Here is a 24,117-nt window from a genome sequence, read left to right as displayed (position 1 = left end):
GCCTCTGCCAGGATCGGCACTCAATTCGAGCTGTAGCTACGGAGAGCGTGAGAGCGATGGGTAACCGCTTCCAGGTCAAGGACCGCTTCGCAGACGGCGCGCAGTACATCGACGGCCGGCTCCGGGCCGGCACCTCGGGCCGGTCGCACACCGTCGTCGACCCCGCCACCGGCGAGGAGGTGCTCACGTACGAGCTCGCCGGCCCGGCGGACGTGGACGAGGCCGTGGCGGCCGCCAAGCGTGCCTTCCCCGGCTGGTCGGCGGCCACCCCGGGCGAGCGCTCGGACGCCCTGCACCGGCTGGCCGCCGTACTGGCCGAACAGGCCGCGGACTTCGCGTACGCCGAGTCCCTCCAGTGCGGCAAGCCCCTCAAGCTGTCGACGGAGTTCGACGTGCCGGGCACCGTCGACAACACCGCCTTCTTCGCAGGCGCGGCCCGCCACCTCCAGGGCCAGGCGGCCGGCGAGTACTCGGGGGACCACACCTCCTACGTGCGCCGCGAGGCCATCGGCGTCGTCGGCTCCATCGCACCCTGGAACTACCCGCTCCAGATGGCCGCCTGGAAGATCCTCCCGGCCATCGCCGCCGGCAACACGATCGTCCTCAAGCCCGCCGAACTCACCCCGCTGACCTCCCTGATGTTCGCCCAGGCGGCCAAGGAGGCGGGCATCCCCGACGGCGTGGTCAACATCGTCACGGGCGCCGGCCGGGACGCCGGCGAGCACCTGGTCGGCCACCCCGACGTGGTGATGACCTCCTTCACCGGCTCCACCGCCGTCGGCAAGAGGGTCGCCGAGATCGCGACCGCCACCGTCAAGCGCCTCCACCTGGAGCTCGGCGGCAAGGCGCCCTTCGTCGTCTTCGACGACGCCGACGTGGAGGCCGCCGCCCACGGCGCGGTCGCCGCCTCGCTCATCAACACCGGCCAGGACTGCACCGCGGCCACCCGCGCCTACGTGCAGCGCCCGCTGCACGACGCGTTCACCGCCCGGGTCGCGGAGCTGATGGAGACCGTCCGCCTGGGCGACCCGTTCGCGCCCACCACCGACCTCGGCCCGCTCGTCTCGCACGCCCAGCGCGACCGGGTCGCCGCGTTCGTCGAGCGCGCCCGCGCGTACGCCACCGTCGTCACCGGCGGCGAGATCCCCGGCGGGGACCTGGCGGACGGCGCCTACTACCGGCCCACCCTGATCTCCGGCGCCGCGCAGGACAGCGAGGTCGTCCAGTCCGAGATCTTCGGTCCGGTCCTGGTCGTCCTGCCCTTCGACACCGACGACGAGGGCCTCGCCCTGGCCAACGACACCCCGTACGGGCTCGCGGCCTCCGCCTGGACCCGCGACCTCTACCGGGCGAACCGCGCCACCCGCGAGCTCAAGGCGGGCTGCGTCTGGATCAACGACCACATCCCGATCATCAGCGAGATGCCGCACGGCGGATACAAGGCGAGCGGCTTCGGGAAGGACATGAGCGCCTACTCGTTCGAGGAATACACGCAGGTCAAGCACGTGATGTTCGACAATACTGCGGTAGCCGCGAAGGACTGGCACCGCACGATCTTCGGGGACCGGTAAACACGCCGCCTGACCAGTGGCCATCCCTCCCGAAAGGGCAATGCGCATGGAGCAGTTCGAGCCCGACCGCCTCTCGGCGGCGCAGACCGCCGCGATGCGGCGCAGCCTCACCAGCGGACGCGGCGCCCTCACCCGCCGCTCGCTGCTGCGCGCCTCCGGAGTCGGGGCGCTCACCCTGGGCGGCCTCTCCGCCCTCACCGCCTGCGGCATCCCGCCCGCCAAGCGCGACGGCGCGGCGGTGGCGTCCGACGACCACTCGGACCGGGAGAAGGAGATCAACTTCTCCAACTGGACCGAGTACATGGACACCAGCGACGACGAGAAGACCCGTCCCACGCTGGAGGAGTTCACCAAGCGGACCGGGATCCAGGTCAAGTACACCGAGGACATCAACGACAACGTCGAGTTCTTCGGCAAGATCCGCCCGCAGCTCGCCGCCGGCCAGGACACCGGCCGCGACCTGATCGTCGTCACCGACTGGCTGGCCGCCCGCATCATCCGCCTCGGCTGGGCGCAGAAGCTCGACCCCTCCCACCTCCCGCACGCCTACGCCAACCTGATCCCGCAGTTCCGCAACCCCGACTGGGACCCGGGCCGCGCCCACAGCTACCCGTGGACCGGCATCGACACCGTCATCGCCTACAACTCCAAGGCCACCGACGGGAAGAAGGTCGACTCCGTCACGCAGCTCCTCGACGACCCCTCCCTCAAGGGCCGCGTCGGCTTCCTCACCGAGATGCGCGACACCGTCGGCATGACCCTGCTCGACCAGGGCAAGAACCCGGCCGACTTCACCACCGCGGACTACGACGCGGCGATCGGCCGGCTCCAGAAGGGCGTCGACACCAAGCAGATCCGCCGCTTCACCGGCAACGACTACACCGCCGACCTCGACAAGGGCGACCTCGCGGCCTGCCTCGCCTGGGCGGGCGACGTCATCCAGCTCCAGGCTGGCAACCCGGACATCAAGTACGCCATCCCGGCTGCCGGATACATCACCTCCAGCGACAACCTGCTCGTCCCCGTCAAGGCCCGGCACAAGGCCAACGCCGAGAAGCTCATCGACTACTACTACGAGCCCCCGGTCGCGGCCCAGCTGGCCGCGTTCATCAGCTACGTCTGCCCCGTCGAAGGCGTCAAGGAAGAGCTCGCCAAGATCGACCCGGCGCTCGCGGACAACCCGCTGATCGTCCCGGACAAGGAGATGGCCGCCAAGGCCCACGCCTTCCGCTCCCTCACCAGCGAGGAAGAGACGGCGTACGAGGAGAAGTTCGCCAAGCTCATCGGCGCCTGACCGGACCCGTCCGCCGGCACCCCCCCGCGCGCCCCGCACCCTTCCCACGCCACCACCACCGAAGGCCCAGGCCCATGACCGACAAGACCGCGAGCGGTGACGTCCGCCTCGCCGGGATCAGCAAGCACTACGGCTCCTTCACCGCGGTGCACCCGCTGGACCTGACCATCCCCCAGGGCTCCTTCTTCGCCCTGCTCGGCGCCTCGGGCTGCGGGAAGACCACCACCCTGCGCATGATCGCCGGCCTGGAGGAGCCCTCCACCGGCACGGTCAGCCTCGGCGACCGCGAGGTCACCCACCTCCCGCCGTACAAGCGCCCGGTGAACACCGTCTTCCAGAGCTACGCGCTGTTCCCGCACATGGACATCTTCGAGAACATCGCCTTCGGCCTGCGCCGCCGCGGCATCAAGTCGGTCAAGAAGCAGGTCGACGAGATGATCGACCTCGTCCAGCTCGGCGAGCACGCCCGCAAGAAGCCCCACCAGCTCTCCGGCGGCCAGCAGCAGCGCGTGGCCGTCGCCCGCGCCCTCATCAACCACCCCCAGGTCCTGCTGCTCGACGAGCCGCTCGGCGCCCTCGACCTCAAGCTGCGCCGCCAGATGCAGCTGGAGCTCAAGCGGATCCAGACCGAGGTGGGCATCACCTTCGTGCACGTCACCCACGACCAGGAGGAGGCCATGACCATGGCCGACACGGTCGCGGTGATGAACGGCGGCCGCGTCGAACAGCTGGGCGCCCCCGCCGAGCTCTACGAAAACCCGCGCACCACCTTCGTCGCCAACTTCCTCGGCACCTCGAACCTCATCGAGGCCTCCGTCGAGTCCACCGGGGCCGACGTGGCCGTCTCGGCCTCAGGCGCCACCCTCCGGCTGCCCGCCGCCCGATGTTCGACCACGCCCCGCGCGGGCGGAAAGCTCCTCGTCGGCGTACGCCCCGAGAAGATCTCCCTGGTCCCGGCGGCCGACGAGCACACCGTCGCGGCGGGACGCAACAAGATCACCGGCAAGATAGCCGCCTCCTCCTTCATCGGCGTCTCCACCCAGTTCGTCATCGACAGCCAGGTCTGCCCGGAGCTGGAGGTGTACGTCCAGAACGTCGAGCGCGACGCCCGCCTCGCCCCCGGCGCCGACGTGGTGCTGCACTGGAACCCGGAGCACACCTTCGGCCTGGACGCCGCCCAGGACATCGACGCGGGCGTCGAGACCGTCGAGGAGAGCGCGTGACCGCCACCGCCGCGCCCCCCGAGGCCGCCGCCCCCGCCGAACCCCCGGTCCACAAGGCCTCCCTGAAGAAGCGCCTGGTCCCGTACTGGCTGCTGCTCCCCGGCATCCTGTGGCTGCTCGTCTTCTTCGTGCTGCCGATGATCTACCAGGCCTCCACCTCGGTGCAGACCGGCTCCCTCGAAGAGGGCTTCCAGGTCACCTGGCACTTCCAGACCTACTGGGACGCCCTGACCGAGTACTACCCGCAGTTCCTGCGCTCCCTGCTCTACGCCGGCACCGCCACCGCGCTGTGCCTGCTGCTCGGCTACCCGCTGGCCTACCTCATCGCCTTCAAGGCCGGCCGCTGGCGCAACCTGCTGCTGGTCCTCGTCATCGCCCCCTTCTTCACCAGCTTCCTGATCCGCACGCTGGCCTGGAAGACGATCCTGGCCGACGGCGGCCCGGTCGTCGGCGCCCTCAACGCCGTCGGCTTCCTCGACGTCACCAGCTGGCTCGGCATGACCGAGGGGGACCGGGTCCTGGCCACACCGCTCGCGGTGGTCTGCGGCCTGACGTACAACTTCCTCCCCTTCATGATCCTGCCGCTCTACACCTCGCTGGAGCGCATCGACACCCGTCTCCACGAGGCCGCCGGCGACCTCTACGCCGCCCCCGCCACCGTGTTCCGCAAGGTGACCTTCCCGCTCTCCATGCCGGGCGTGGTCTCCGGGACCCTGCTCACCTTCATCCCGGCCAGCGGCGACTACGTCAACGCCGAACTGCTCGGCTCCACGGACACCCGGATGATCGGCAACGTCATCCAGTCGCAGTACCTGCGGATCCTCGACTACCCGACAGCGGCCGCGCTGTCCTTCATCCTCATGGCCATCGTGCTGATCATGGTCACCATCTACATCCGCCGAGCGGGGACGGAGGACCTGGTCTGATGCGTTGGCTCCGCCGCAATCTCGTGGTCATCGCGGGCCTCGCCACGCTCGCGTACATGATCCTGCCGAACGTCGTCGTGACGGTGTTCTCCTTCAACAACCCCGCCGGGCGCTTCAACTACGCCTGGCAGGAGTTCTCCCTCGACGCCTGGAAGGACCCCTGCGGGGTCGCCGACCTGTGCGGCTCCCTCGCCCTGTCCCTCCAGATCGCCCTGTGGGCCACCATCGGCGCCACGGTCCTCGGCACCGCCATAGCCTTCGCGCTGGTCCGGTACCGGTTCCGGGCGCGCGGCGCGGTGAACTCGCTGATCTTCCTGCCGATGGCCATGCCCGAGATCGTGATGGCGGCCTCGCTGCTCGCCCTCTTCCTGAACATGGGCATCCAGCTCGGCTTCTGGACGATCCTCATCGCCCACGTGATGTTCTGCCTCAGCTTCGTCGTAGCCGCCGTCAAGGCACGCGTCCTGTCCATGGACCCGCGCCTGGAGGAGGCCGCCCGCGACCTCTACGCCGGACCGGTGCAGACCTTCCTCAGGGTCACCCTGCCGATCGCGGCCCCCGGTATCGCGGCGGGCGCGCTGCTGTCCTTCGCGCTCTCCTTCGACGACTTCATCATCACCAACTTCAACTCGGGCAACACCGTCACCTTCCCCATGTTCGTGTGGGGATCGGCCCAGCGCGGTACGCCCGTCCAGATCAACGTCATCGGCACGGCGATGTTCGTCATCGCGGTGCTGGTGGTCCTCGCCGGCCAGTGGGCCGGCAACCGCCGCAAGAAGGCACAACCGAAGTAGACCCCGTAGGGAGTTGGAAGCCATGGCCCCAGTCGCCATGCGTAGTGTTGCGAAATCCCTTTCCGAGGCGAAGCCCGTCTCGTACTGGCTGGACGACCCCGGCCGCCCGGCGCCGCAGCCGGCCCTCACCTCCGACGAGCGCTGCGACCTGCTGGTCGTCGGAGGCGGCTACAGCGGCCTGTGGACCGCGCTCATCGCCAAGGAGCGAGACCCCGGCCGGGACGTCGTACTGATCGAGAGCAAGGAGGCGGGCTGGGCCGCCTCCGGCCGCAACGGCGGCTTCTGCGCGGCCTCCCTCACCCACGGCCTGGCCAACGGCATGGCCCGCTGGCCGGGCGAGCTGGCCAAGCTGGAGGAGATGGGCGCCCGCAACCTCGACGCCATCGAGGAGGCGGTCGACCGCTACGGCATCGACTGCGACTTCGAGCGCACCGGCGAGATCGACGTCGCCACCGAGCCGCACCAGGTCGAGGAGCTGCGCGAACTGCACGCCGAGGCCCAGGCGCTCGGCCTCGGCGACGGCTCCGCATGGCTGGAGGGCGAGGCCCTGCGCGCGGAGGTGAACTCGCCGACCTTCCTCGCGGGCCTGTGGGACCGCGACGGCGTCGCCATGCTCAACCCCGCCCGGCTGGCCTGGGGCCTCAAGCGGGCCTGCCTGGAGCAGGGCGTGCGCATCTACGAGAACACGCGCGGCCTGAAGATGGCGCAGACCGGCGCCGGGATGACGGTCGAGACCCCCTACGGCACGATCCTCGCCCGCCGCGTCGCCCTGGGCACCAACATCTTCCCCTCGCTGGTCCGCCGGATCCGCCCCCTCACCGTCCCCGTCTACGACTACGCGCTGATGACCGAGCCGCTGGACGAGGAGCAGCTCGCCTCGATCGGCTGGAAGAACCGCCAGGGGCTCGGCGACAGCGCCAACCAGTTCCACTACTTCCGCATCACCCGGGACCACCGGATCCTGTGGGGCGGCTACGACGCGATCTACCCCTACCGGGGCAAGCTCGACTCCGAGTACGACCACCGCCCCGAGACCTACCTCAAGCTCGCCGAGCACTTCTTCACCGCCTTCCCGCAGCTGGAGGGCGTGCGCTTCAGCCACGCCTGGGGCGGGGCCATCGACACCTGCTCCCGCTTCTCCGCCTTCTTCGGCACCGCGCACCGCGGCCGGGTGGCCTACGCCGCCGGGTACACCGGGCTCGGCGTGGGCGCCACCCGCTTCGGCGCCGAGGTGATGCTGGACCTGCTCGACGGGCTGTCCACCGAGCGCACCCGGCTGGAGATGGTGAGGTCCAAGCCCATGCCGTTCCCGCCCGAGCCGTTCGCCTGGACCGGGATCACCCTCACCAAGTGGTCGCTGGCCCGCGCCGACGCCCGGGGCGGCCACCGCAACCTGTGGCTCAGGACGCTGGACCGCCTGGGGCTCGGCTTCGACAGCTGACGCCCGCACGCCCGTACGCCCCGGCGCACGTCCGTACTCCGCCCCGTGACCCGCTTCACCTCCACGGGGTGGCGCAACCCGCGTCATAGCCCCGCCCGGCCCCGCTCTCTCCCGGTGAGGACCCCTCACCGCGACGAGACGAACGGAGGCCGGGCGATGACGCTCCCGGGAGCGAGGACCGCAGTGGAATGGCTGGCCGCGGCGGCACCGGATCCGGAGGCCTGCCGCTGGGAGTGGGAGCGCAACCCCCTCGGGGTCGCCCTGCTGCCCGCCGGCCGGCACTGGGACGTGCTGATCGTGCCGGGGGAGCTCGGGCGGGCCGCCCTCGGCGTACTGGAACGGCTGCCCGGCCTGCCCGGCCCGGTACTCGCCGACCCCGGCGACACCCGGGTGGGCTTCTTCGTGCCCCCGGGCACGGCCTCGGGCTGGATCGGCACCGGCGTGCGGGGCGCGGGACGCGGGAGCTGGATCACGGTCCCCCACCCGGGCCGGGCCACGGCCGGGGTGCGCTGGCTGGTGCTCCCGGACGGCCGGGGCACGCTCACCGACCCCGCGGCCCTGGAACTCGCGCTCCACGAGGCGGCGGCGAGGGCCCTGGCGGGGGAGGAGCGGGGACCGCGCGCGAAGCCTTGACAAGGGGATTGGTCTGGACCATGTTGGCCCGGATCCTCCATCCCCCCATGTTCCGGAGGCAGTCGTGCGCAGACCCCTGTCCCTCCTCACGGCCGCCGCCCTCGCGGCGGCCGCCTTCCTCACCGCGGGCCCGCCCGCCGCGGCCGCCGACGCCGACCTCGTCCGCAACGGCGGCTTCGAGTCCGGCCTCGACGGCTGGAGCTGCTCCGGCGGCAGCGGAACCACCGTCAGCACTCCGGTGCACGGCGGTGGTTCCGCCCTGCGGGCCACTCCGGCCGGCCAGGACAACGCCCGCTGCTCCCAGACGGTCACCGTCAAGCCCGACTCCGCGTACACCCTCTCGGCCTGGGTGCAGGGCGCGTACGTCTACCTCGGCGCCACCGGCACCGGCACCACCGACGTCTCGGCCTGGACCCAGAGCCCCGGCGCCTGGAAGCAGCTGACCACCGGCTTCCGCACCGGCCCCGCCACCACCTCCGTCACCGTCTGGACCCACGGCTGGTACGGCCAGCCCGCCCACCTCACCGACGACCTGACCCTGGTCGGCCCCGACCCCGGCGGCCCAGGACAGCCCCAGCCCCCGGCCGCCCCCACCGGCCTGACCGCCACGGCCACCTCGCCGTCCACGGTCTCCCTGTCCTGGACCGCGGTACCCGGCGCGACCTCGTACGCCGTCTACCGCGAAGGCGCCGCCGTCCAGCCCGCCGGCACCGCCTCGGCGACCGTCGTCGGCCTCACCGCCGCCACCCCGTACACCTTCCGCGTCGCCGCCCTGAACGCCGCCGGCGAATCCCCGAAGAGCACCCCGGTCACCGCCACCACCCCCGGCACCGGCGGCCCCGGAACCCCGGGCCTGCCCGCCCGCGCCCTCGTCGGCTACCTGCACGCGAGCTTCGCCAACGGCTCCGGCTACGTCCGGATGTCCGACGTGCCCGCCTCCTGGGACGTGGTCAACCTCGCCTTCGGCGAACCCACCTCGGTGACCTCCGGCGACATCCGCTTCCGGCTCTGCCCGGTCACCGAATGCCCCAACGCGGAGACCCCGGCCGAGTTCAAGGCGGCCATCAAGGCCCGGCAGGCCGCCGGCAAGAAGGTCCTCATCTCGATCGGCGGGCAGAACGGCCAGGTCCAGCTCGCCACCACCGCGGCGCGCGACGCCTTCGTCTCCTCCGTCGGGAAGATCATCGACGAGTACGGCCTCGACGGCCTCGACATCGACTTCGAGGGCCACTCCCTCTCCCTCGCCACGGGCGACACCGACTTCCGCGCCCCCACCACCCCCGTCATCGTCAACCTGATCTCGGCGCTCAAGACCCTCAAGGCCCGCTACGGCCCCGGCTTCGTCCTGACCATGGCCCCCGAGACCTTCTTCGTCCAGCTGGGCCACCAGTTCTACGGATCGGGCCCCTGGGGCGGCCAGGATCCGCGCGCCGGCGCCTACCTCCCCGTCATCCACGCGCTGCGCGACGACCTCACCCTGCTCCACGTCCAGGACTACAACTCCGGCCCGGTCATGGGCCTCGACGGCCAGTACCACTCCATGGGCGGCGCCGACTTCCACATCGCCATGACCGACATGCTGCTCACCGGCTTCCCCGTCGCGGGCGACGCCTCCCGGGTCTTCCCCGCCCTGCGCCCCGAGCAGGTCGCCATCGGCCTGCCCGCCACCACCCACGCGGGCAACGGCCACACCCCGCCGGCGGAGGTGAACAAGGCCCTGGACTGCCTGACGAAGAAGCAGAACTGCGGGAGCTACCAGACCCACGGCACCTGGCCCGCCCTGCGCGGCCTGATGACCTGGTCGGTCAACTGGGACCGCTTCGGCGGCTGGGAGTTCAGCCGGAACTTCGATTCCTACTTCGGCCGCTGACGGTCGCTCCGGCGGCCGCCGGCCGCCAGGCGGACCCCCAGCAGCAGGGGTACGCACAGCAGGACGCTGGCCAGCACGTCGAGCGGCCAGTGGAAACCGCGCAGCACCAGGCCCGCCGCCGTCGCCGCCGACAGCACCAGGGCGGCGGGCACCGGCCAGCGGCGCCGGGTGTACGGGGCGATCAGCAGGGCCGCGCCCAGGTACGCCGTCAGGGCCGTCGCCGTATGGCCCGAGGGGTAGTAGCCGGCCGCCCAGGGCTCCAGCGGGCCGGGGCGGGCGGTCCACTCCTTGAGGGGGACGATCAGCGCCGGCACCAGGGCCATCGCCAGACCGGCCGCGAGCGCCGCGCGGCGCCTCCCGCGCCGGGCCGCGTACGCCATGGCCAGCACGAGGACGGGGACGGCGACCGGCACGTTGCCCAGGTCCGCGAGGCGCTCGGTGACGGCGTCGGGCACGGTGCGCACGAGGGCGCGGCTGAGTGCGTGGTCCGGGACCAGGAGCGGCCCCGACACCAGGACCTGCCAGGTGATCAGGGCGAAGAGGCCGAGGCACAGGCACAGGGCCGTGGGGAGGATGGCCGGCCGTCCCGGAACAGGGGGGATGGTTCCGGGACGGCCGCCCGGATCGGGTCGCCGTGCGCCCCGGGGGGTTTGGGGCGGACGGCCGTCCGATCTGAGAGGAGTGTGCGCGAACGCATGACCAGTACGGCGCTGGGGAAGCCCGGTACCGGTGTCGCCCCCGGTAGCCCGGGAACGGTCTGTCTCACTCATCTGCAGAAACCGTACGCCAGCGAAAGGGGGACCGACAGCGGGAACGCGCTCCCGCCATCGGCCCCCCACAGCTTCTTCACAGCGCCCGACCGTTACCGCTGGTAGGGGGCGGGCACTGCGTTCAAGCGTTCCATTCCTTCGAACGGAACGTTCGGTCAGATGCCCGCGAACGCGGCCTCGATGACGTCCAGGCCCTCGTTCAGGAGGTCCTCGCCGATGACGATCGGCGGGAGGAAGCGGAGCACGTTGCCGTAGGTGCCGCAGGTGAGGACGATGACGCCCTCGGCGTGGCAGGCCTTGGCCAGCGCGCCGGCCGCCTCCGGGTTCGGGGTCTTGGACTCCGGGTCCTTGACCAGCTCGATGGCGATCATGGCGCCGCGGCCGCGGATGTCGCCGATGATGTCGTACTTCTCCTGCATCGCGGACAGGCGCGACTTCATGATGGACTCGATCTTCTTCGCCTTGGCGTTGAGGTCGAGCTCCTTCATCGTCTCGATGGAGCCCAGCGCACCGGCGCAGGCCACCGGGTTGCCGCCGTAGGTGCCGCCCAGGCCGCCCGCGTGCGGGGCGTCCATGATCTCGGCGCGGCCGGTCACCGCGGCCAGCGGCAGACCGCCGGCGATGCCCTTGGCGGTGGTGATCAGGTCCGGGACGATGCCCTCGTCCTCACACGCGAACCACTGGCCGGTGCGGCAGAAGCCGGACTGGATCTCGTCCGCGACGAAGACGATGCCGTTGTCGTTGGCGAACTTCACGATCGCCGGCAGGAAGCCCTTGGCCGGCTCGATGAAGCCGCCCTCGCCGAGGACCGGCTCGATGATGATCGCGGCGACGTTCTCGGCGCCGATCTGCTTGGTGATCTGGTCGATCGCCTGGGCGGCGGCCTCGGGGCCGCAGTTCTCGGCGCCGGTGGGCCAGCGGTAGCCGTAGGCGACCGGGACGCGGTAGACCTCGGGGGCGAACGGACCGAAGCCCTGCTTGTACGGCATGTTCTTCGCCGTCAGCGCCATGGTGAGGTTGGTGCGGCCGTGGTAGCCGTGGTCGAAGACGACGACGGCCTGGCGCTTGGTGTACGCGCGGGCGATCTTGACGGCGTTCTCGACGGCCTCGGCGCCCGAGTTGAACAGGGCCGACTTCTTGGCGTGGTCACCCGGGGTCAGCTCGGCCAGCGCCTCGCAGACCTCGACGTAGCCCTCGTACGGGGTGACCATGAAGCAGGTGTGGGTGAAGTCGGCGAGCTGCGCGGTGGCGCGGCGCACGACGGCCTCGGCGGAGCCGCCGACCGAGGTCACGGCGATGCCGGAGCCGAAGTCGATCATGCGGTTGCCGTCGACGTCCTCGAGGATGCCGCCGTCCAGGCGCTTCGTGAACACGGGGAGCACGGAGCCCACGCCGCCGGCCACCGTGCCGAGGCGGCGGGCCTGCAGCTCCTGCGACTTCGGGCCGGGGATCGCGGTGACGAGCTTGCGCTCCTGCGGGAGAGCAGTCATGGAGGGCTCCTGGGGGGTGTTTTCGGACGCACTTGTGTCTTTGTCCGCAGGCTAGGCCCGGGGGAGGGGCTAAGGCATGCTCCGTTCGGGAGTGGTGCCCGCGTGTCCTTGTCCGTGACGGCCATAGGAAGGAACCGGCGCGTGTCCCGCGGATCGCCTGACCGGGCACTAGATTGAGCGCCGCGGCGCGTTGGAACGGGCAGGGGGCAGGGGTTTCATGAACACCGAGGGCACGCACGACGGACAGTCGACCCGAGGGGGCCACGTCCCCCGGCCGGCGGCCCCGCCACCGCCCCTCGGCACCCCGCCGAAGCCGCAGCACGCGCCGGCGGCGGCGCCCTTCACGGAGTGGCTCCACACCGAGCGGCCGGCGGCCGATCCGGGGGTGTGGCGCTACGGGCACGTGCCGCGCGGCGAGAACGAGGAGGACACGGCCACCGACCGGTCACTGCTCAGCGGTGTGGTGATCTCCTTCCTCGCGTGCGTCCTGCTGTGGTCCCTGATCACCGACAACTACATCCCGTACACCAACCTGCCGGTCAGGCTGCTCACCCCGTCCGAGTGGTGGAACAAGCTCACCGGGGAGCCCAAGACGGGCGCGGGCGTCGCCGCTCTCCAGGCGTACATGCTGCTCGTCACCGGGGTGCTGGTGTGGTGGTTCAGCCGCCTCGGTTCGTGGGGCCTGGCCTTCGAACGGCTCGTGGCCGCCAGGGGGCCGCGCGCCCGGGTGGCCGGTGCGGCGGGGCTGGCGCTGTTCGTGGTGGTCGTCATCTGGACCCGTACCGTGCCCCTGCTCAGCCTCCTCGGCGGTCATCTCCCCCTCGCGGAGATGACCGAAGGGGAGCAGCGGCTCGTCACCTACCTCGTGACCGCGGTCGCCCTGGCGCCGTTCCTCGTCTTCTTCACCCGGCTCGCCCTGAAGCCGGCCCCCGGCCGCAGGGTCCAGCGCCCGGCCGCGGTGCCGGCCGGCGCCGACCCCGCCGCCTGGCACGAAGTGGAGGCCGCCGGGCTCGTCGAGGCCGCCCGGCGGCTCGTGGCCGAGGGTGGGGGCGGGCGGATGAACGACGTGGACTTCGCGCGGATTCGGCGTGCCTGGGAGTCCGTGCGGGCCGACCCCACCCGGCTGGGGGCCTTCGACGCCGCCGTGCGGGACAAGGGCGCCGGCGCCTGCGTGCACCCCTCCGGCGACCGCGACCTGCCGGTCCGCGCCGCCCGGCACGACCTGCTCACCCGCCAGGTGCTGCTCGGCACCGTCGAGGAAGGAGAGCGCAACCCCTACGCCCGCCGCGGCACCGGCCTCGCCCTCGACCCCGGGGTGCTCGGGACCTCCCTGCTGGCCGTCGGCCCCTCCGGCACCGGCAAGACTGCCCGCCTCGTGCGGCCCGTCGTCGAATCCCTCGCGCTCCAGGCACTGGCCGGGCAGGCCGCCGTCGTCGCCGTCGGCGCGGCCGGCTCGCAGCTCGGCCCCGACGCCGCCTACGACATCGTCGTGCGCGTCGGCGACCCCGCCTCCGTCCACGACCTCGACCTCTACGGCGGCACCGCCGACCCCGACGAGGCCGCCGGCCTCCTCGCCGAGGCCTTCGTCGGAGACGTCCCCGGCATCGACGTGCGCCGCGCCGCGACCACCCTCGCCCAGCTGATCGGCCCCTTCCGCGAGGCGTACGGCCGCTTCCCCGCCGTACCCGAACTGCGCGAGCTCCTCGACGGGGTCCCCTCCGCCCTCACCGCCCTCCGCCAGGCCCTGGAGGGCACCGGACGCCAGGCCATGCTCCGCGAGCTCGACGCGCGGCTGCGCCAGCAGGGGGCACCCGGCGACCCCGGCCCGGCCCTCGCCGACCGCGCCGCCCTGCTCGACCGGCCGGCGTTCAGCGGCTTCTTCGACGTCGGCGCGGTCGTCGGCGGCTCCGAACGGCGCGGGCGCCCCTTCTCCCTGCGCGCCCTCGAACACCCCGTCCGGGTCCGCGTCGACCTCCCCGAGCGCGCCCACGCCGACGCCTCCCGGATGCTGGCCCGGCTGCTCCTCGCCCAGTTCAACGCCGCCGCCACGGCCCGCGCCGACCGCTCGCTCTTCGCCTTCCTCGCCCTCGACGACGCCTCGCACACCCTGACCCCGGAGACCGTCCGGGGCGTGCAGCGGCTGCGCTCGGCCAACGCCGGCGTGCTGCTGACCCTGCGCACCCTGGACGACGTACCGGAGCACCTGCGCACCCCGCTGCTGGGCGCGGTCGGCTGCCGGATGGCCTTCTCCGGGGTCACCACCTGGGACGGGCAGCGCTTCGCCGAGGCCTGGGGCACCGAATGGGTCGAGACCCGGGACGTCACCCACCGCACGGTCTTCGCCGACCAGCCGCTCACCCGGGCCATCCACGCCTTCCGCAAGCTGGTCACCGGGAAGGCCGTGACCACCGACGCCGTCACCGTGCGCCAGGTCGAGCGGGAGCGCTGGTCCGCCTCCGAGCTGGCGCACGCCGTGCCGCCCGGCTGCGCGGTGCTGTCGTTGACCTCCGTCCGCGGGGAACGCGCCGCCCCGCTGCTGCTCCGGCTGTCGGGAACCGGCTGAGGATCGGCTGAGAGGACCCGTACGGGGTGGCAGAATCGAAAGGGGCCGTTCATACGCCATGGCGAAAACCCGTGCCGGGCCCCCTCCGCCCGCCCTCCCGTCTGGAAACCGATGCCGCTCACCCTCGCCTCGCTCGTCCAGCACTCGGCGCTGAAGCTCACCGTCCGGGCCGGGGAGGACCGCCTCGACACCCCCGTGCGCTGGGCCCACGTCAGCGAGCTCGCCGACCCCGTCCCCTACATGGAGGGCGGCGAGCTCCTGCTCGTCACCGCGATGAAGCTGGACGCGGACGACCCCGAGGAGATGCGCCGCTACGTACGCCGGCTGGCCGCCGCCGGGGTCGTCGGCATCGGCTTCGCCGTCGGGGTCAACTACGAGGCCATCCCCGAAGCACTGCTCCAGGCCGCCCGCGAGGAGGACCTGCCGCTGCTGGAGGTGCCCCGGCGGACCCCGTTCCTCGCCATCAGCAAGGCCGTCTCCGCCGCCCTGGCCGCCGACCAGTACCGGGCCGTCACCGCGGGCTTCGAGGCGCAGCGGGAACTGACCCGGGCCGCGCTCTCCGCCGACGGCCCGGCCGACCTGCTGGCGAAGCTGGCGGCCCACGTGCACGGCTGGGCCGCGCTGTACGACACCTCCGGCGCCGTCGTCGCCGCCGCCCCCGACTGGGCGGCGCGCCGGGCCGCCCGGCTCACCCCCGACGTGGAGCGGCTGCGCGAGCGGCCCGCGCCGGCGAGCGCGGTGGTGGGCGGCGCCGAGGACCGGGTCGAGCTCCAGTCCCTCGGTACCGGGCGGCGGGCCCGGGGCGCCCTCGCGGTGGGGACGGCGGCCCCGCTCGGCACCGCCGAGCGGTACGCGGTGCACTCCGCCGTCGCGCTGCTGACCCTGACCACCGAGCGCTCCCGGTCGCTGCACGACGCGGAGTCCCGGCTCGGCGCGGCCGTGCTGCGGATGCTGCTGGAGGGCGAGCCCGAGCACGCCCGGGCCGTGGCCGGGGACCTGTACGGGGCACTGCTGGAGGCGCCCTTCCGGATCGCCGTAGCCGAGCCGGCGCTGCCGGGCACCGCCCAGCCGGAGGGGCTCGCGCTGCTGGCCGACGCGGTCGAGTCGGCGGCGGCGCGGACCGGGGAGACGCTGCTGCTGGTCCCGGAGCCCGGCCGGCTGGTGGTGCTGGCCGCCGACGGCGGTGCGGCGGTGCAGGCCTGCGCCGACCACGCGGAGGCCCTGGAGTCCCGGCGCGGCCGGGAGGCCGCCGGGCCCGAACCCGACGAACTGGTGGTCGGCCTGTCGGCAGCGGCCGCCCCCGCGGGGGTGGCGGCCGCCTTCAAGCAGGCCGACCAGGCACTCGCCGTGGCCCGGCGACGGGGCCGGGCCCTGGTCGAGCACGAGGACCTCGCGGCGGGCTCGGTCCTGCCGCTGCTCGCCGACGACGCCGTACGCGCCTTCGCGGACGGCACCCTGCGGGCCCTGCGGGAGCACGACGCGACGGGCCGCGGCGACCTGGTGGCCTCCCTCCAGGCGTGGCTCTCCCGCCACGGCCAGTGGGACGCCGCCGCCGCCGACCTCGGCGTCCACCGCCACACCCTGCGCTACCGGATGAAGCGCGTCGAGGAGATCCTCGGCCGCTCCCTGGACGACCCGGACGTCCGCATGGAGCTGTGGCTCGCCCTGAAGGCCAGTCCGGGGGCCCCTTAGCGCCGCCGCGCGAGCGGCGCCCCGGAAATGGACAGTGACAAAGCGGCGCAGGCCCGCGCGGAGGTTCTCCAACGCGGCTAAACGCCGAAAGCCCGGCGGAGTCCTACCGTGGTGGAGACAACGACCCACCGCACACTCCGAAGGGCCGGGATTCGCATGACTTCCACCCACGCCTTCTGGCTCGCCGGCCGCCAGGCCACCGGCGAGGACAGCTTCGACGTCCACAACCCGTGGGACGGCCGGCTGGTCGGCACCGTCAGCGTGCCCACCGACGCCCAGGTCGAAGAGGCCGTGGCCGCGGCGTACGCCGTGACGGCGGAGTTCTCCGCGACCCCCGCCCACGTACGTGCCGCGGCCCTGGACCACGTGTCCAAGCGGCTCGCCGAGCGCACCGAGGAGATCGCCCTGCTGATCTCCGCGGAGAACGGCAAGCCGGTCAAGTGGGCCCGCGGTGAGGTCGGCCGTGCGGTGTCCGTGTTCCGTTTCGCCGCCGAAGAGGCCCGCCGCTTCAACGGCGGAGAGGCCCAGCGCCTGGACACCGACGCCGGTGGCGTCGGCCGCCTGGCCCTGACCCGCCGCTTCGTCAAGGGCCCGGTTCTCGGCATCGCGCCGTTCAACTTCCCGCTGAACCTGTGCGCCCACAAGGTGGCCCCGGCCATCGCCGTCGGCGCGCCGATCATCCTGAAGCCGGCCCCGGCCACCCCGCTCTCCGGCCTGATCCTCGGCGAGCTGCTCGCCGAGACCGACCTGCCGGCCGGCTCCTGGTCCGTGCTGCCCGTCGCCAACGACAAGATGCCGGCCCTGGTCAAGGACGACCGCCTCCCGGTCATCTCCTTCACCGGCTCCGACACCGTCGGCTACGCCATCCAGCAGTCGGTGCCCCACAAGCACTGCACCCTGGAGCTCGGCGGCAACGCCGCGGCCGTGGTCCTCGCCGACTGGTCCTCCGACGCCGACCTCGACTGGGCCGCGACCCGTATCGCGACCTTCTCGAACTACCAGGCCGGCCAGTCCTGCATCTCCGTGCAGCGCGTGATCGCCGACGCCTCCGTCTACGACCGCCTCGTCGAGAAGGTCGTCGCGAAGGTCCAGGCCCAGGTCACCGGCGACCCCTCCGACGACGCCACCGACGTCGGCCCGCTGGTCTCCGAGGACGCCGCCAAGCGCGTCGAGTCCTGGGTGGACGAGGCCGTCTCCGCCGGCGCCAAGCTGCTCACGGGCGGCAAGCGCGACGGCGCCACGGTCGAGCCGACCGTCCTCGCGGACGTCCCGGCCGGCGTGAAGCTCGCCACCGAGGAGGTCTTCGGACCGGTCCTGACCCTGACGAAGGTCGAGAACACCGACGAGGCCTTCGCCGCCGTCAACGAGTCGAAGTTCGGCCTGCAGACCGGCGTCTTCACCCGCGACGTCCAGGTCGCCTTCCGCGCCCACCGCGAGCTCGAGGTCGGCGGTGTGATCATCGGCGACGCGCCGTCCTACCGCGCCGACCAGATGCCGTACGGCGGCGTCAAGCAGTCCGGCGTGGGCCGCGAGGGCGTCCGCTACGCGATGGACGACTACACGTACGAGCGCGTCCTGGTCCTCACGGGCCTCGACATCTGACCGACTCGTACGGTCACAGACCGACGGCCGGAGCCTACTGTGCGGGGGCTCCGGCCGTCCCCCTTTTCCGGGCAGGCCCCCGGTGTCCCTCCGGCACCTCCCCGGCATCCCCCTTTTGCAGGCGCCCGTATTTTCCCGGGCGCCCGGAGCGGGTACGACTGACAGGTAGCACCGATCGGTAGGTCCCCCGATGCGGCGAGGTGAGTACCCGGATGTCGGCAACACGGCCCGTACAGCCCAAGGTGACCGAGCGCGAGGCGCGGCAGGTCGCGGAAGCGGCCCGCGAGCAGGACTGGCGCAAACCCAGCTTCGCCAAGGAGCTCTTCCTCGGCCGCTTCCGGCTGGACCTGATCCACCCCCACCCGACCCCCGCCGACGAGGACGTCCGGCGCGGCGAGGCCTTCCTGGCCCGGCTGCGGGACTTCTGCGAGAACGAGATCGACGGGCAGCGCATCGAGCGCGAGGCACGCATCCCCGACGAGACGGTCCGCGGGCTCAAGGAGCTCGGCGCCCTCGGCATGAAGATCGGCCCCGAGTACGGCGGCCTCGGCCTCACCCAGGTCTACTACAACAAGGCGCTCGCCCTCGTCGGCTCCGTCAGCCCGGCCATCGGCGCCCTGCTCTCCGCCCACCAGTCGATCGGCGTGCCGCAGCCGCTGAAGATGTTCGGCACCAAGGAGCAGAAGGACGCCTACCTGCCGCGCTGCGCCACCAGCGCGATCAGCGCCTTCCTGCTCACCGAGCCCGACGTGGGCTCCGACCCGGCCCGGCTGGCCACCACCGCCGTCCCCGACCCGGAGGACGACGGCACGTACGTCCTCGACGGGGTCAAGCTGTGGACCACCAACGGGGTGGTGGCCGACCTGCTCGTGGTCATGGCCCGGGTCCCGAAGTCGGAGGGCCACCGCGGCGGGATCACCGCCTTCGTCGTCGAGGCCGACTCGCCCGGCATCACCGTCGAGCACCGCAACGCCTTCATGGGCCTGCGCGGCCTGGAGAACGGCGTCACCCGCTTCCACCGGGTCCGGGTGCCCGCCGCCCAGCGGATCGGCGCCGAGGGAGCCGGTCTCAAGATCGCGCTGACCACCCTCAACACCGGCCGGCTGTCCCTGCCCGCCATGTGCGTCGGCGCCGGCAAGTGGTGCCTGAAGATCGCCCGCGAGTGGTCCGGGGTGCGCGAGCAGTGGGGCCGGCCCGTCGCCCGGCACGAGGCCGTCGGCGCCAAGATCTCGTTCATCGCCGCGACCACCTTCGCCCTGGAGGCCGTGGTCGACCTCGCCTCCCAGATGGCCGACGAGGACCGCAACGACATCCGCATCGAGGCCGCCCTCGCCAAGCTCTACGGCTCCGAGATGGCCTGCCTGATGGCCGACGAGCTCGTCCAGATCCGCGGCGGACGCGGCTTCGAGACCGCCGAGTCCCTCGCCGCCCGCGGCGAACGCGCCGTCCCCGCCGAGCAGCTGCTGCGCGACCTGCGCATCAACCGGATCTTCGAGGGCTCCACCGAGATCATGCACCTGCTGATCGCCCGCGAGGCCGTCGACGCCCACCTCTCCGTCGCCGGCGACCTCATCGACCCCGACAAGGCCCTCGGAGACAAGGCGAAGGCGGGCGCCCGCGCGGCCGGCTTCTACGCCCGCTGGCTGCCCAGGCTCGCCACCGGCCTCGGCCAGGTCCCCGGCACCTACCGCGAGTTCCACCCGGCCGGCCACCCCGACCTCGCCACCCACCTGCGCTACGTCGAGCGGGGCGCCCGCAAGCTCGCCCGCTCGACCTTCTACGCCATGTCCCGCTGGCAGGGCCGCATGGAGACCAAACAGGGCTTCCTCGGCCGGATCGTCGACATCGGCGCCGAGCTCTTCGCGATGAGCGCGGCCTGCGTGCGCGCCGAGCACCTGCGCGAGAGCGGCGACCACGGCCGCGAGGCCTACCAGCTCGCCGACGCCTTCTGCCGGCAGTCCCGGCTGCGCGTCGAGGAGCTCTTCGGCCGGCTGTGGGCCAACACCGACGACCTCGACCGCAAGGTCGTCGAAGGGGTCCTCGGCGGCACCTACACCTGGCTGGAGGAAGGGGTCCTCGACCCCTCCGGCGACGGCCCGTGGATCGCGGAGGCCGCCCCCGGCCCCTCCAGCCGCAAAAACGTTCACCGTCCCCTGCGCTGACCTGCCATCATCGGCAGCAGACCGGACGAATGTACGACAGACGTACGGACGTACGGGCACGGCACCGGTACCGGCACGAGCACGAGGCGGGCGAGAACGATGGCGACGGCCGAGGAGGACCGGGCCTGCCGACGGCTGGCCTGGTGCGTGGCGCACCTGCTGCGCCACGCACCGCACCACGTCGTGGCCGACCTGCTCGACCGGCTCGACGGGCCCACCCGCAAGTACCTCTGCCGCGACCAGTGGCTGCCCGCCGCCGCCGTCACCCTCCTGCTGCGCCACGGCACCGACGCCGACCGGCACTACATCGCCCGCAACCCGCACGTCCTCGGCCGCCCGCTGCCCGGCCTGCCCGGCCCCGCGCGGTACGCCGCCCGGCCGGGGCCCTCGCCCGAACTGCTCGCCGAGACCGGCCCCGGCCCCCTCACCCCCGACGAGCTGATCCGCCTGCTGCGCCGGCACGGCCGCCGCCCCCGGATCCCGCTCACCCTGCTCCGCATGCCGCACCTGCTCGACCTCCACGACCCCGAGCCGCTGCTGCGCGCCCACGCCCGCGCCCCGCTGCCGGCCGGCGCCGTCGAGGCGCTGCTGCTGGCGGGCGGACTGCCCCGGCAGGCGTACCGCGCCCTGCTCGAGGCGCGCACGGGGGACACGTACGGCCGCCACTGGTACCGGCCCGCCGTCCGCGCCGTCCGGATGGGCCTGCTGACCTGCGACGAGCTCGTCGCGTACGTGGCCCCCGCCCCCCGCACCCTGCTGCTCGGCCACCTCCCCGCCACCCGCGGGCTGCGCTGGACCCTGCCCGAACAGGCCGAGATGCAGTCGGCCGTGCACCGCGCCCTGCGGCCCGTGCTCGGCGACGACCCCCGGCTGTGGGCCGAACTGGGCCGCCGGGCCGCCGCCTTCCGCGGCACCCTGCCCGAACTGGCGGCCGCGCTGGCCGCGGGCGCCCCGTCCGCACCCGGCGACGTCCGCCACGACCCGGCGCTGGCCCGCGCCGTCCGCCACCTCGCCCCGGACCCGGCCCCCGCCGATCCGGCCGGCGCGTGGGAGCGCGAGCTGGCCCTGGTGAGCCTCGCCGTCCCGATGGACACGGCCGCCGAGGACGTCCGCTGGGTCCGCGACTGCCTGGACCGGGGCCTGCTCACCGGCGCCGACGTCATCCGGCACAAGGTCCCCGCCTGCTGGGCGCTCGACGAGGACCAGTGGCTCGGCGACACCGGCCACCCCGACCGCCACGACCGCCCGGCGGCCGTCCTCGCCGCCCGCGCCGAGGCGGACCGGCTCTTCGCCGCGGCCCTCGGCGACGACCCCGGGGCCTGGTGGCGGGCCGCCCGCGCGCTCCCCGACTTCGCCGGAACCCTCCCCGAACTCCTCGCGCGCGTCACGGACGGGGACTCCGTGTCCAAGCGTCCCTGAGATGCGGCAACAATGGGGGGCATGAGCGACAGTCCAGCCCCCCTCGCCGACCCGCACCTCCTCTTCGACGCCGCGGCCGGCCGCCGGGACATCGTCATCCTCGGGTCGACCGGGTCCATCGGAACCCAGGCCATCGACCTCGCCCTGCGCAACCCGGACCGGTTCCGGGTCACCGCGCTGTCCGCCGCCGGCGGGCGCGTCGACCTGCTGGCCGAGCAGGCGCGCAAGCTCGGGGTCCGGGCCGTGGCCGTCGCCCGCGAGGACGCCGTACCGGCCCTGAAGGAGGCGCTGGGCGAGCAGTACGGCACGGCCGAGCCGCTGCCCGAGATCCTGGCCGGTCCCGACGCGGCGGCCGAACTCGCCGCCTCCGACTGCCACACCGTCCTGAACGGCATCACCGGCTCCATCGGCCTCGCCCCCACCCTCGCGGCGCTGCGGGCGGGCCGCACCCTGGCCCTGGCCAACAAGGAGTCGCTGATCGTCGGCGGCCCGCTGGTCAAGGCCCTCGCGAAGCCCGGCCAGATCATCCCCGTGGACTCCGAGCACGCCGCCCTCTTCCAGGCCCTCGCCGCCGGCACCCGCGCCGACGTCCGCAAGCTCGTCGTCACCGCCTCCGGAGGCCCCTTCCGCGGCCGCACCCGCGCCGAACTGGCCTCGGTCACCGTCGAGGACGCGCTCGCGCACCCCACCTGGGCCATGGGCCCGGTCATCACCGTGAACTCGGCGACCCTGGTCAACAAGGGGCTGGAGGTCATCGAGGCCCACCTGCTCTACGACATCCCCTTCGACCGCATCGAGGTCGTGGTCCACCCGCAGTCCTACGTGCACTCCATGGTCGAGTTCACGGACGGCTCCACCCTCGCCCAGGCCACCCCGCCGGACATGCGCGGCCCCATCGCGATCGGTCTCGGCTGGCCCCAGCGGGTCCCCGACGCTTCCCGCTCCTTCGACTGGAGCAAGGCCTCCACCTGGGAGTTCTTCCCGCTCGACACCGAGGCCTTCCCCTCGGTCGGCATCGCCCGCCACGTGGGAGAACTGGGCGGAACCGCCCCCGCCGTCTTCAATGCGGCGAACGAGGAGTGCGTGGACGCCTTCCTGGCCGGTCGGCTGCCGTTCACAGCAATCATGGATACGGTCTCGGCAGTGGTCGAGGAGCACGGAACGCCCACGTCGGGAACTTCCCTGACGGTGGCGGACGTCCTCGAAGCGGAGACCTGGGCCAGGGCCCGGGCACGGGAGATGGCGGCGCGGGCCGCCGTGGAGGCGGGCGCATGACCTTGCTGCTGACCCTGACGGGCGTGCTCGTCTTCGTCGTCGGGCTGCTGTTCTCGATCGCCTGGCACGAGCTCGGCCACCTCTCCACGGCCAAGCTCTTCGGTATCCGCGTGCCCCAGTACATGGTCGGCTTCGGCAAGACCATCTGGTCCCGGAAGAAGGGCGAGACCGAGTACGGGATCAAGGCCATCCCGATGGGCGGCTACATCCGCATGATCGGGATGTTCCCGCCCGGCGAGGACGGCAAGGTCACCGCCCGCTCCACCTCGCCCTTCCGGTCGATGATCGAGGACGCCCGCTCGGCGGCCTACGAGGAGCTCCAGCCCGGCGACGAGACGCGGCTCTTCTACACGCGCAAGCCGTGGAAGCGCGTGATCGTGATGTTCGCGGGCCCCTTCATGAACCTGGTGCTCGCCCTCGCGATCTTCTTCGGCGTCTGGATGACCTTCGGCATCAACCGGACCACCACCCAGATCGCCACCGTCTCGCCCTGCGTCATCCAGCAGAGCGAGAAGCGCGACGTCTGCAAGGACGGCGACCCGGTGGCCCCCGCCAAGAAGGCCGGCCTGCGGGCCGACGACCGGATCGTCGCCTTCAACGGCAAGAAGGTGGCCGACTGGTCCGCCCTCCAGAAGCGGATCCGCGACACCGTCGGCCCCGCCACCGTCACCATCGTGCGCGACGGCCAGCAGCTCAGCATCCCCGTCGACCTGATCGCCAACCAGGTCGCCAAGACCGACGGCCACGGCGGCTACGTCAAGGGCCAGTACGTCACCGCCGGCTGGCTCGGCTTCAGCCCGAAGAACGAGATCGCCGCCCTGTCCTTCGGCGAGTCCGTCGACCACATGGGCGAGATCGTCGACAGCAGCGTCCAGGGTCTCCTGAAGCTCCCCGCCAAGATCCCCGCCCTCTGGAACGCGGCGTTCAGCGGCGGCGAGCGCGAGGCCGACTCCCCGATGGGCATCGTCGGAGCGGCCCGGATGAGCGGCGACATCGCCGCCCTGGACCTGCCCAGCGAGCAGAAGATGTCGATCCTGCTCAACGTGCTCGGCATGTTCAACCTGTCGCTGTTCCTGTTCAACATGCTGCCCCTGCTGCCCCTGGACGGCGGGCACATCGCCGGCGCCCTGTGGGAGTCGCTGCGCCGCGCCGTGGCCAAGGTCTTCCGGCGCGCCGACCCCGGCCCCTTCGACGTGGCGAAGCTGATGCCCGCCGCGTACGTGGTCGCCGGCGTCTTCGTCTGCTTCACCCTGCTGGTGCTCGTCGCGGACGTGGTCAACCCGATCAAGATCACCTAGCCGTACGGGAACGAACCCGAACACACGGGGAGCCGGGCACGTTGTGTGCCCGGCTCCCTACGTTCGGGTGGCGTCACCCCCTCGGATGCAAGGG

Annotated in this window: 17 protein-coding genes; 15 read left to right on the top strand and 2 right to left on the bottom strand. The window is 72.6% G+C overall.

Annotated elements, in window-relative coordinates:
- The first annotated feature begins 56 nt into the window (after positions 1 to 56).
- The 8 genes from ACIPW5_RS19780 (at position 57) to ACIPW5_RS19745 (ending at position 9,752) form a co-directional block, all read left to right on the top strand.
- Positions 57 to 1,571: a gamma-aminobutyraldehyde dehydrogenase gene (locus ACIPW5_RS19780; protein ID WP_401246349.1), complete on the top strand. Its 1,515-nt coding sequence runs from the start codon at positions 57 to 59 to the stop codon at positions 1,569 to 1,571.
- 46 nt (positions 1,572 to 1,617) lie between these two features.
- The gene (locus ACIPW5_RS19775) at positions 1,618 to 2,865 is read left to right on the top strand and encodes a spermidine/putrescine ABC transporter substrate-binding protein (RefSeq protein ID WP_401246346.1); all 1,248 of its coding nucleotides are present in this window, start codon (positions 1,618 to 1,620) and stop codon (positions 2,863 to 2,865) included.
- 74 nt (positions 2,866 to 2,939) lie between these two features.
- On the top strand, positions 2,940 to 4,088 hold the full coding sequence (locus ACIPW5_RS19770) for an ABC transporter ATP-binding protein (RefSeq protein WP_401246343.1): 1,149 nt from the start codon (positions 2,940 to 2,942) through the stop codon (positions 4,086 to 4,088).
- On the top strand, positions 4,085 to 5,014 hold the full coding sequence (locus ACIPW5_RS19765; protein ID WP_401246340.1) for an ABC transporter permease: 930 nt from the start codon (positions 4,085 to 4,087) through the stop codon (positions 5,012 to 5,014). Before ACIPW5_RS19770 ends, ACIPW5_RS19765 begins: the two co-directional genes overlap by 4 nt.
- Positions 5,014 to 5,808 carry an ABC transporter permease gene (locus ACIPW5_RS19760; RefSeq protein WP_401246337.1) on the top strand — a complete coding sequence of 265 codons (795 nt, stop codon included), beginning with the start codon at positions 5,014 to 5,016 and terminating at the stop codon, positions 5,806 to 5,808. Before ACIPW5_RS19765 ends, ACIPW5_RS19760 begins: the two co-directional genes overlap by 1 nt.
- Before the next feature lie 22 nt (positions 5,809 to 5,830).
- Positions 5,831 to 7,249: an NAD(P)/FAD-dependent oxidoreductase gene (locus ACIPW5_RS19755; protein WP_401246335.1), complete on the top strand. Its 1,419-nt coding sequence runs from the start codon at positions 5,831 to 5,833 to the stop codon at positions 7,247 to 7,249.
- 156 nt (positions 7,250 to 7,405) lie between these two features.
- Complete coding sequence (locus tag ACIPW5_RS19750) at positions 7,406 to 7,882, top strand: hypothetical protein (RefSeq protein ID WP_401246332.1); 477 nt, start codon at positions 7,406 to 7,408, stop codon at positions 7,880 to 7,882.
- 64 nt (positions 7,883 to 7,946) lie between these two features.
- A complete protein-coding gene (locus ACIPW5_RS19745; protein ID WP_401246329.1) occupies positions 7,947 to 9,752 on the top strand; it encodes a chitinase in 1,806 nt (601 codons plus the stop codon).
- Here ACIPW5_RS19745 and ACIPW5_RS19740 read toward each other — a convergent pair.
- Together ACIPW5_RS19740 and gabT are read right to left on the bottom strand one after the other, a co-directional pair.
- Positions 9,737 to 10,264, bottom strand: coding sequence for a phosphatase PAP2 family protein (locus tag ACIPW5_RS19740; RefSeq protein WP_401246326.1), 528 nt, complete (start codon positions 10,262 to 10,264; stop codon positions 9,737 to 9,739). The two genes, ACIPW5_RS19745 and ACIPW5_RS19740, sit on opposite strands and share 16 nt — an antisense overlap.
- Positions 10,265 to 10,677: 413 nt before the next feature.
- Positions 10,678 to 12,012 (bottom strand): 4-aminobutyrate--2-oxoglutarate transaminase, encoded by a 1,335-nt coding sequence (gene gabT / locus ACIPW5_RS19735; protein WP_401246323.1) that lies wholly within the window; start codon positions 12,010 to 12,012, stop codon positions 10,678 to 10,680.
- Positions 12,013 to 12,229: 217 nt separating this feature from the next.
- On the opposite strand from gabT, the gene ACIPW5_RS19730 reads away from it, so the two are divergent.
- The 7 genes from ACIPW5_RS19730 to ACIPW5_RS19700 all read left to right on the top strand — a co-directional run bounded on the left by ACIPW5_RS19730 (position 12,230) and on the right by ACIPW5_RS19700 (position 24,023).
- Positions 12,230 to 14,575 (top strand): ATP/GTP-binding protein, encoded by a 2,346-nt coding sequence (locus ACIPW5_RS19730; RefSeq protein WP_401246320.1) that lies wholly within the window; start codon positions 12,230 to 12,232, stop codon positions 14,573 to 14,575.
- A 111-nt stretch (positions 14,576 to 14,686) separates the two neighbouring features.
- Positions 14,687 to 16,267, top strand: coding sequence for a PucR family transcriptional regulator (locus tag ACIPW5_RS19725; protein WP_401246317.1), 1,581 nt, complete (start codon positions 14,687 to 14,689; stop codon positions 16,265 to 16,267).
- Positions 16,268 to 16,423: 156 nt separating this feature from the next.
- On the top strand, positions 16,424 to 17,869 hold the full coding sequence (locus ACIPW5_RS19720) for an aldehyde dehydrogenase family protein (protein ID WP_401246314.1): 1,446 nt from the start codon (positions 16,424 to 16,426) through the stop codon (positions 17,867 to 17,869).
- 212 nt (positions 17,870 to 18,081) lie between these two features.
- A complete protein-coding gene (locus ACIPW5_RS19715) occupies positions 18,082 to 20,031 on the top strand; it encodes an acyl-CoA dehydrogenase family protein (RefSeq protein WP_401246311.1) in 1,950 nt (649 codons plus the stop codon).
- Positions 20,032 to 20,130: 99 nt separating this feature from the next.
- Positions 20,131 to 21,450, top strand: coding sequence for a hypothetical protein (locus ACIPW5_RS19710; RefSeq protein WP_401246309.1), 1,320 nt, complete (start codon positions 20,131 to 20,133; stop codon positions 21,448 to 21,450).
- Positions 21,451 to 21,462: 12 nt separating this feature from the next.
- Positions 21,463 to 22,725 carry a 1-deoxy-D-xylulose-5-phosphate reductoisomerase gene (dxr, locus tag ACIPW5_RS19705; protein ID WP_401246306.1) on the top strand — a complete coding sequence of 421 codons (1,263 nt, stop codon included), beginning with the start codon at positions 21,463 to 21,465 and terminating at the stop codon, positions 22,723 to 22,725.
- On the top strand, positions 22,722 to 24,023 hold the full coding sequence (locus ACIPW5_RS19700; RefSeq protein WP_401246303.1) for a M50 family metallopeptidase: 1,302 nt from the start codon (positions 22,722 to 22,724) through the stop codon (positions 24,021 to 24,023). The genes dxr and ACIPW5_RS19700 overlap by 4 nt, the downstream gene beginning before the upstream one ends.
- The last annotated feature ends 94 nt before the right edge of the window (positions 24,024 to 24,117 follow it).

Origin of the sequence: Streptomyces sp. NPDC090077, from assembly GCF_044747545.1 — a bacterium.
Classification (GTDB): domain Bacteria; phylum Actinomycetota; class Actinomycetes; order Streptomycetales; family Streptomycetaceae; genus Streptomyces.
Note: the sequence above shows the minus strand (reverse complement) of the source record. Positions and strands in the feature narration are given on the sequence as shown.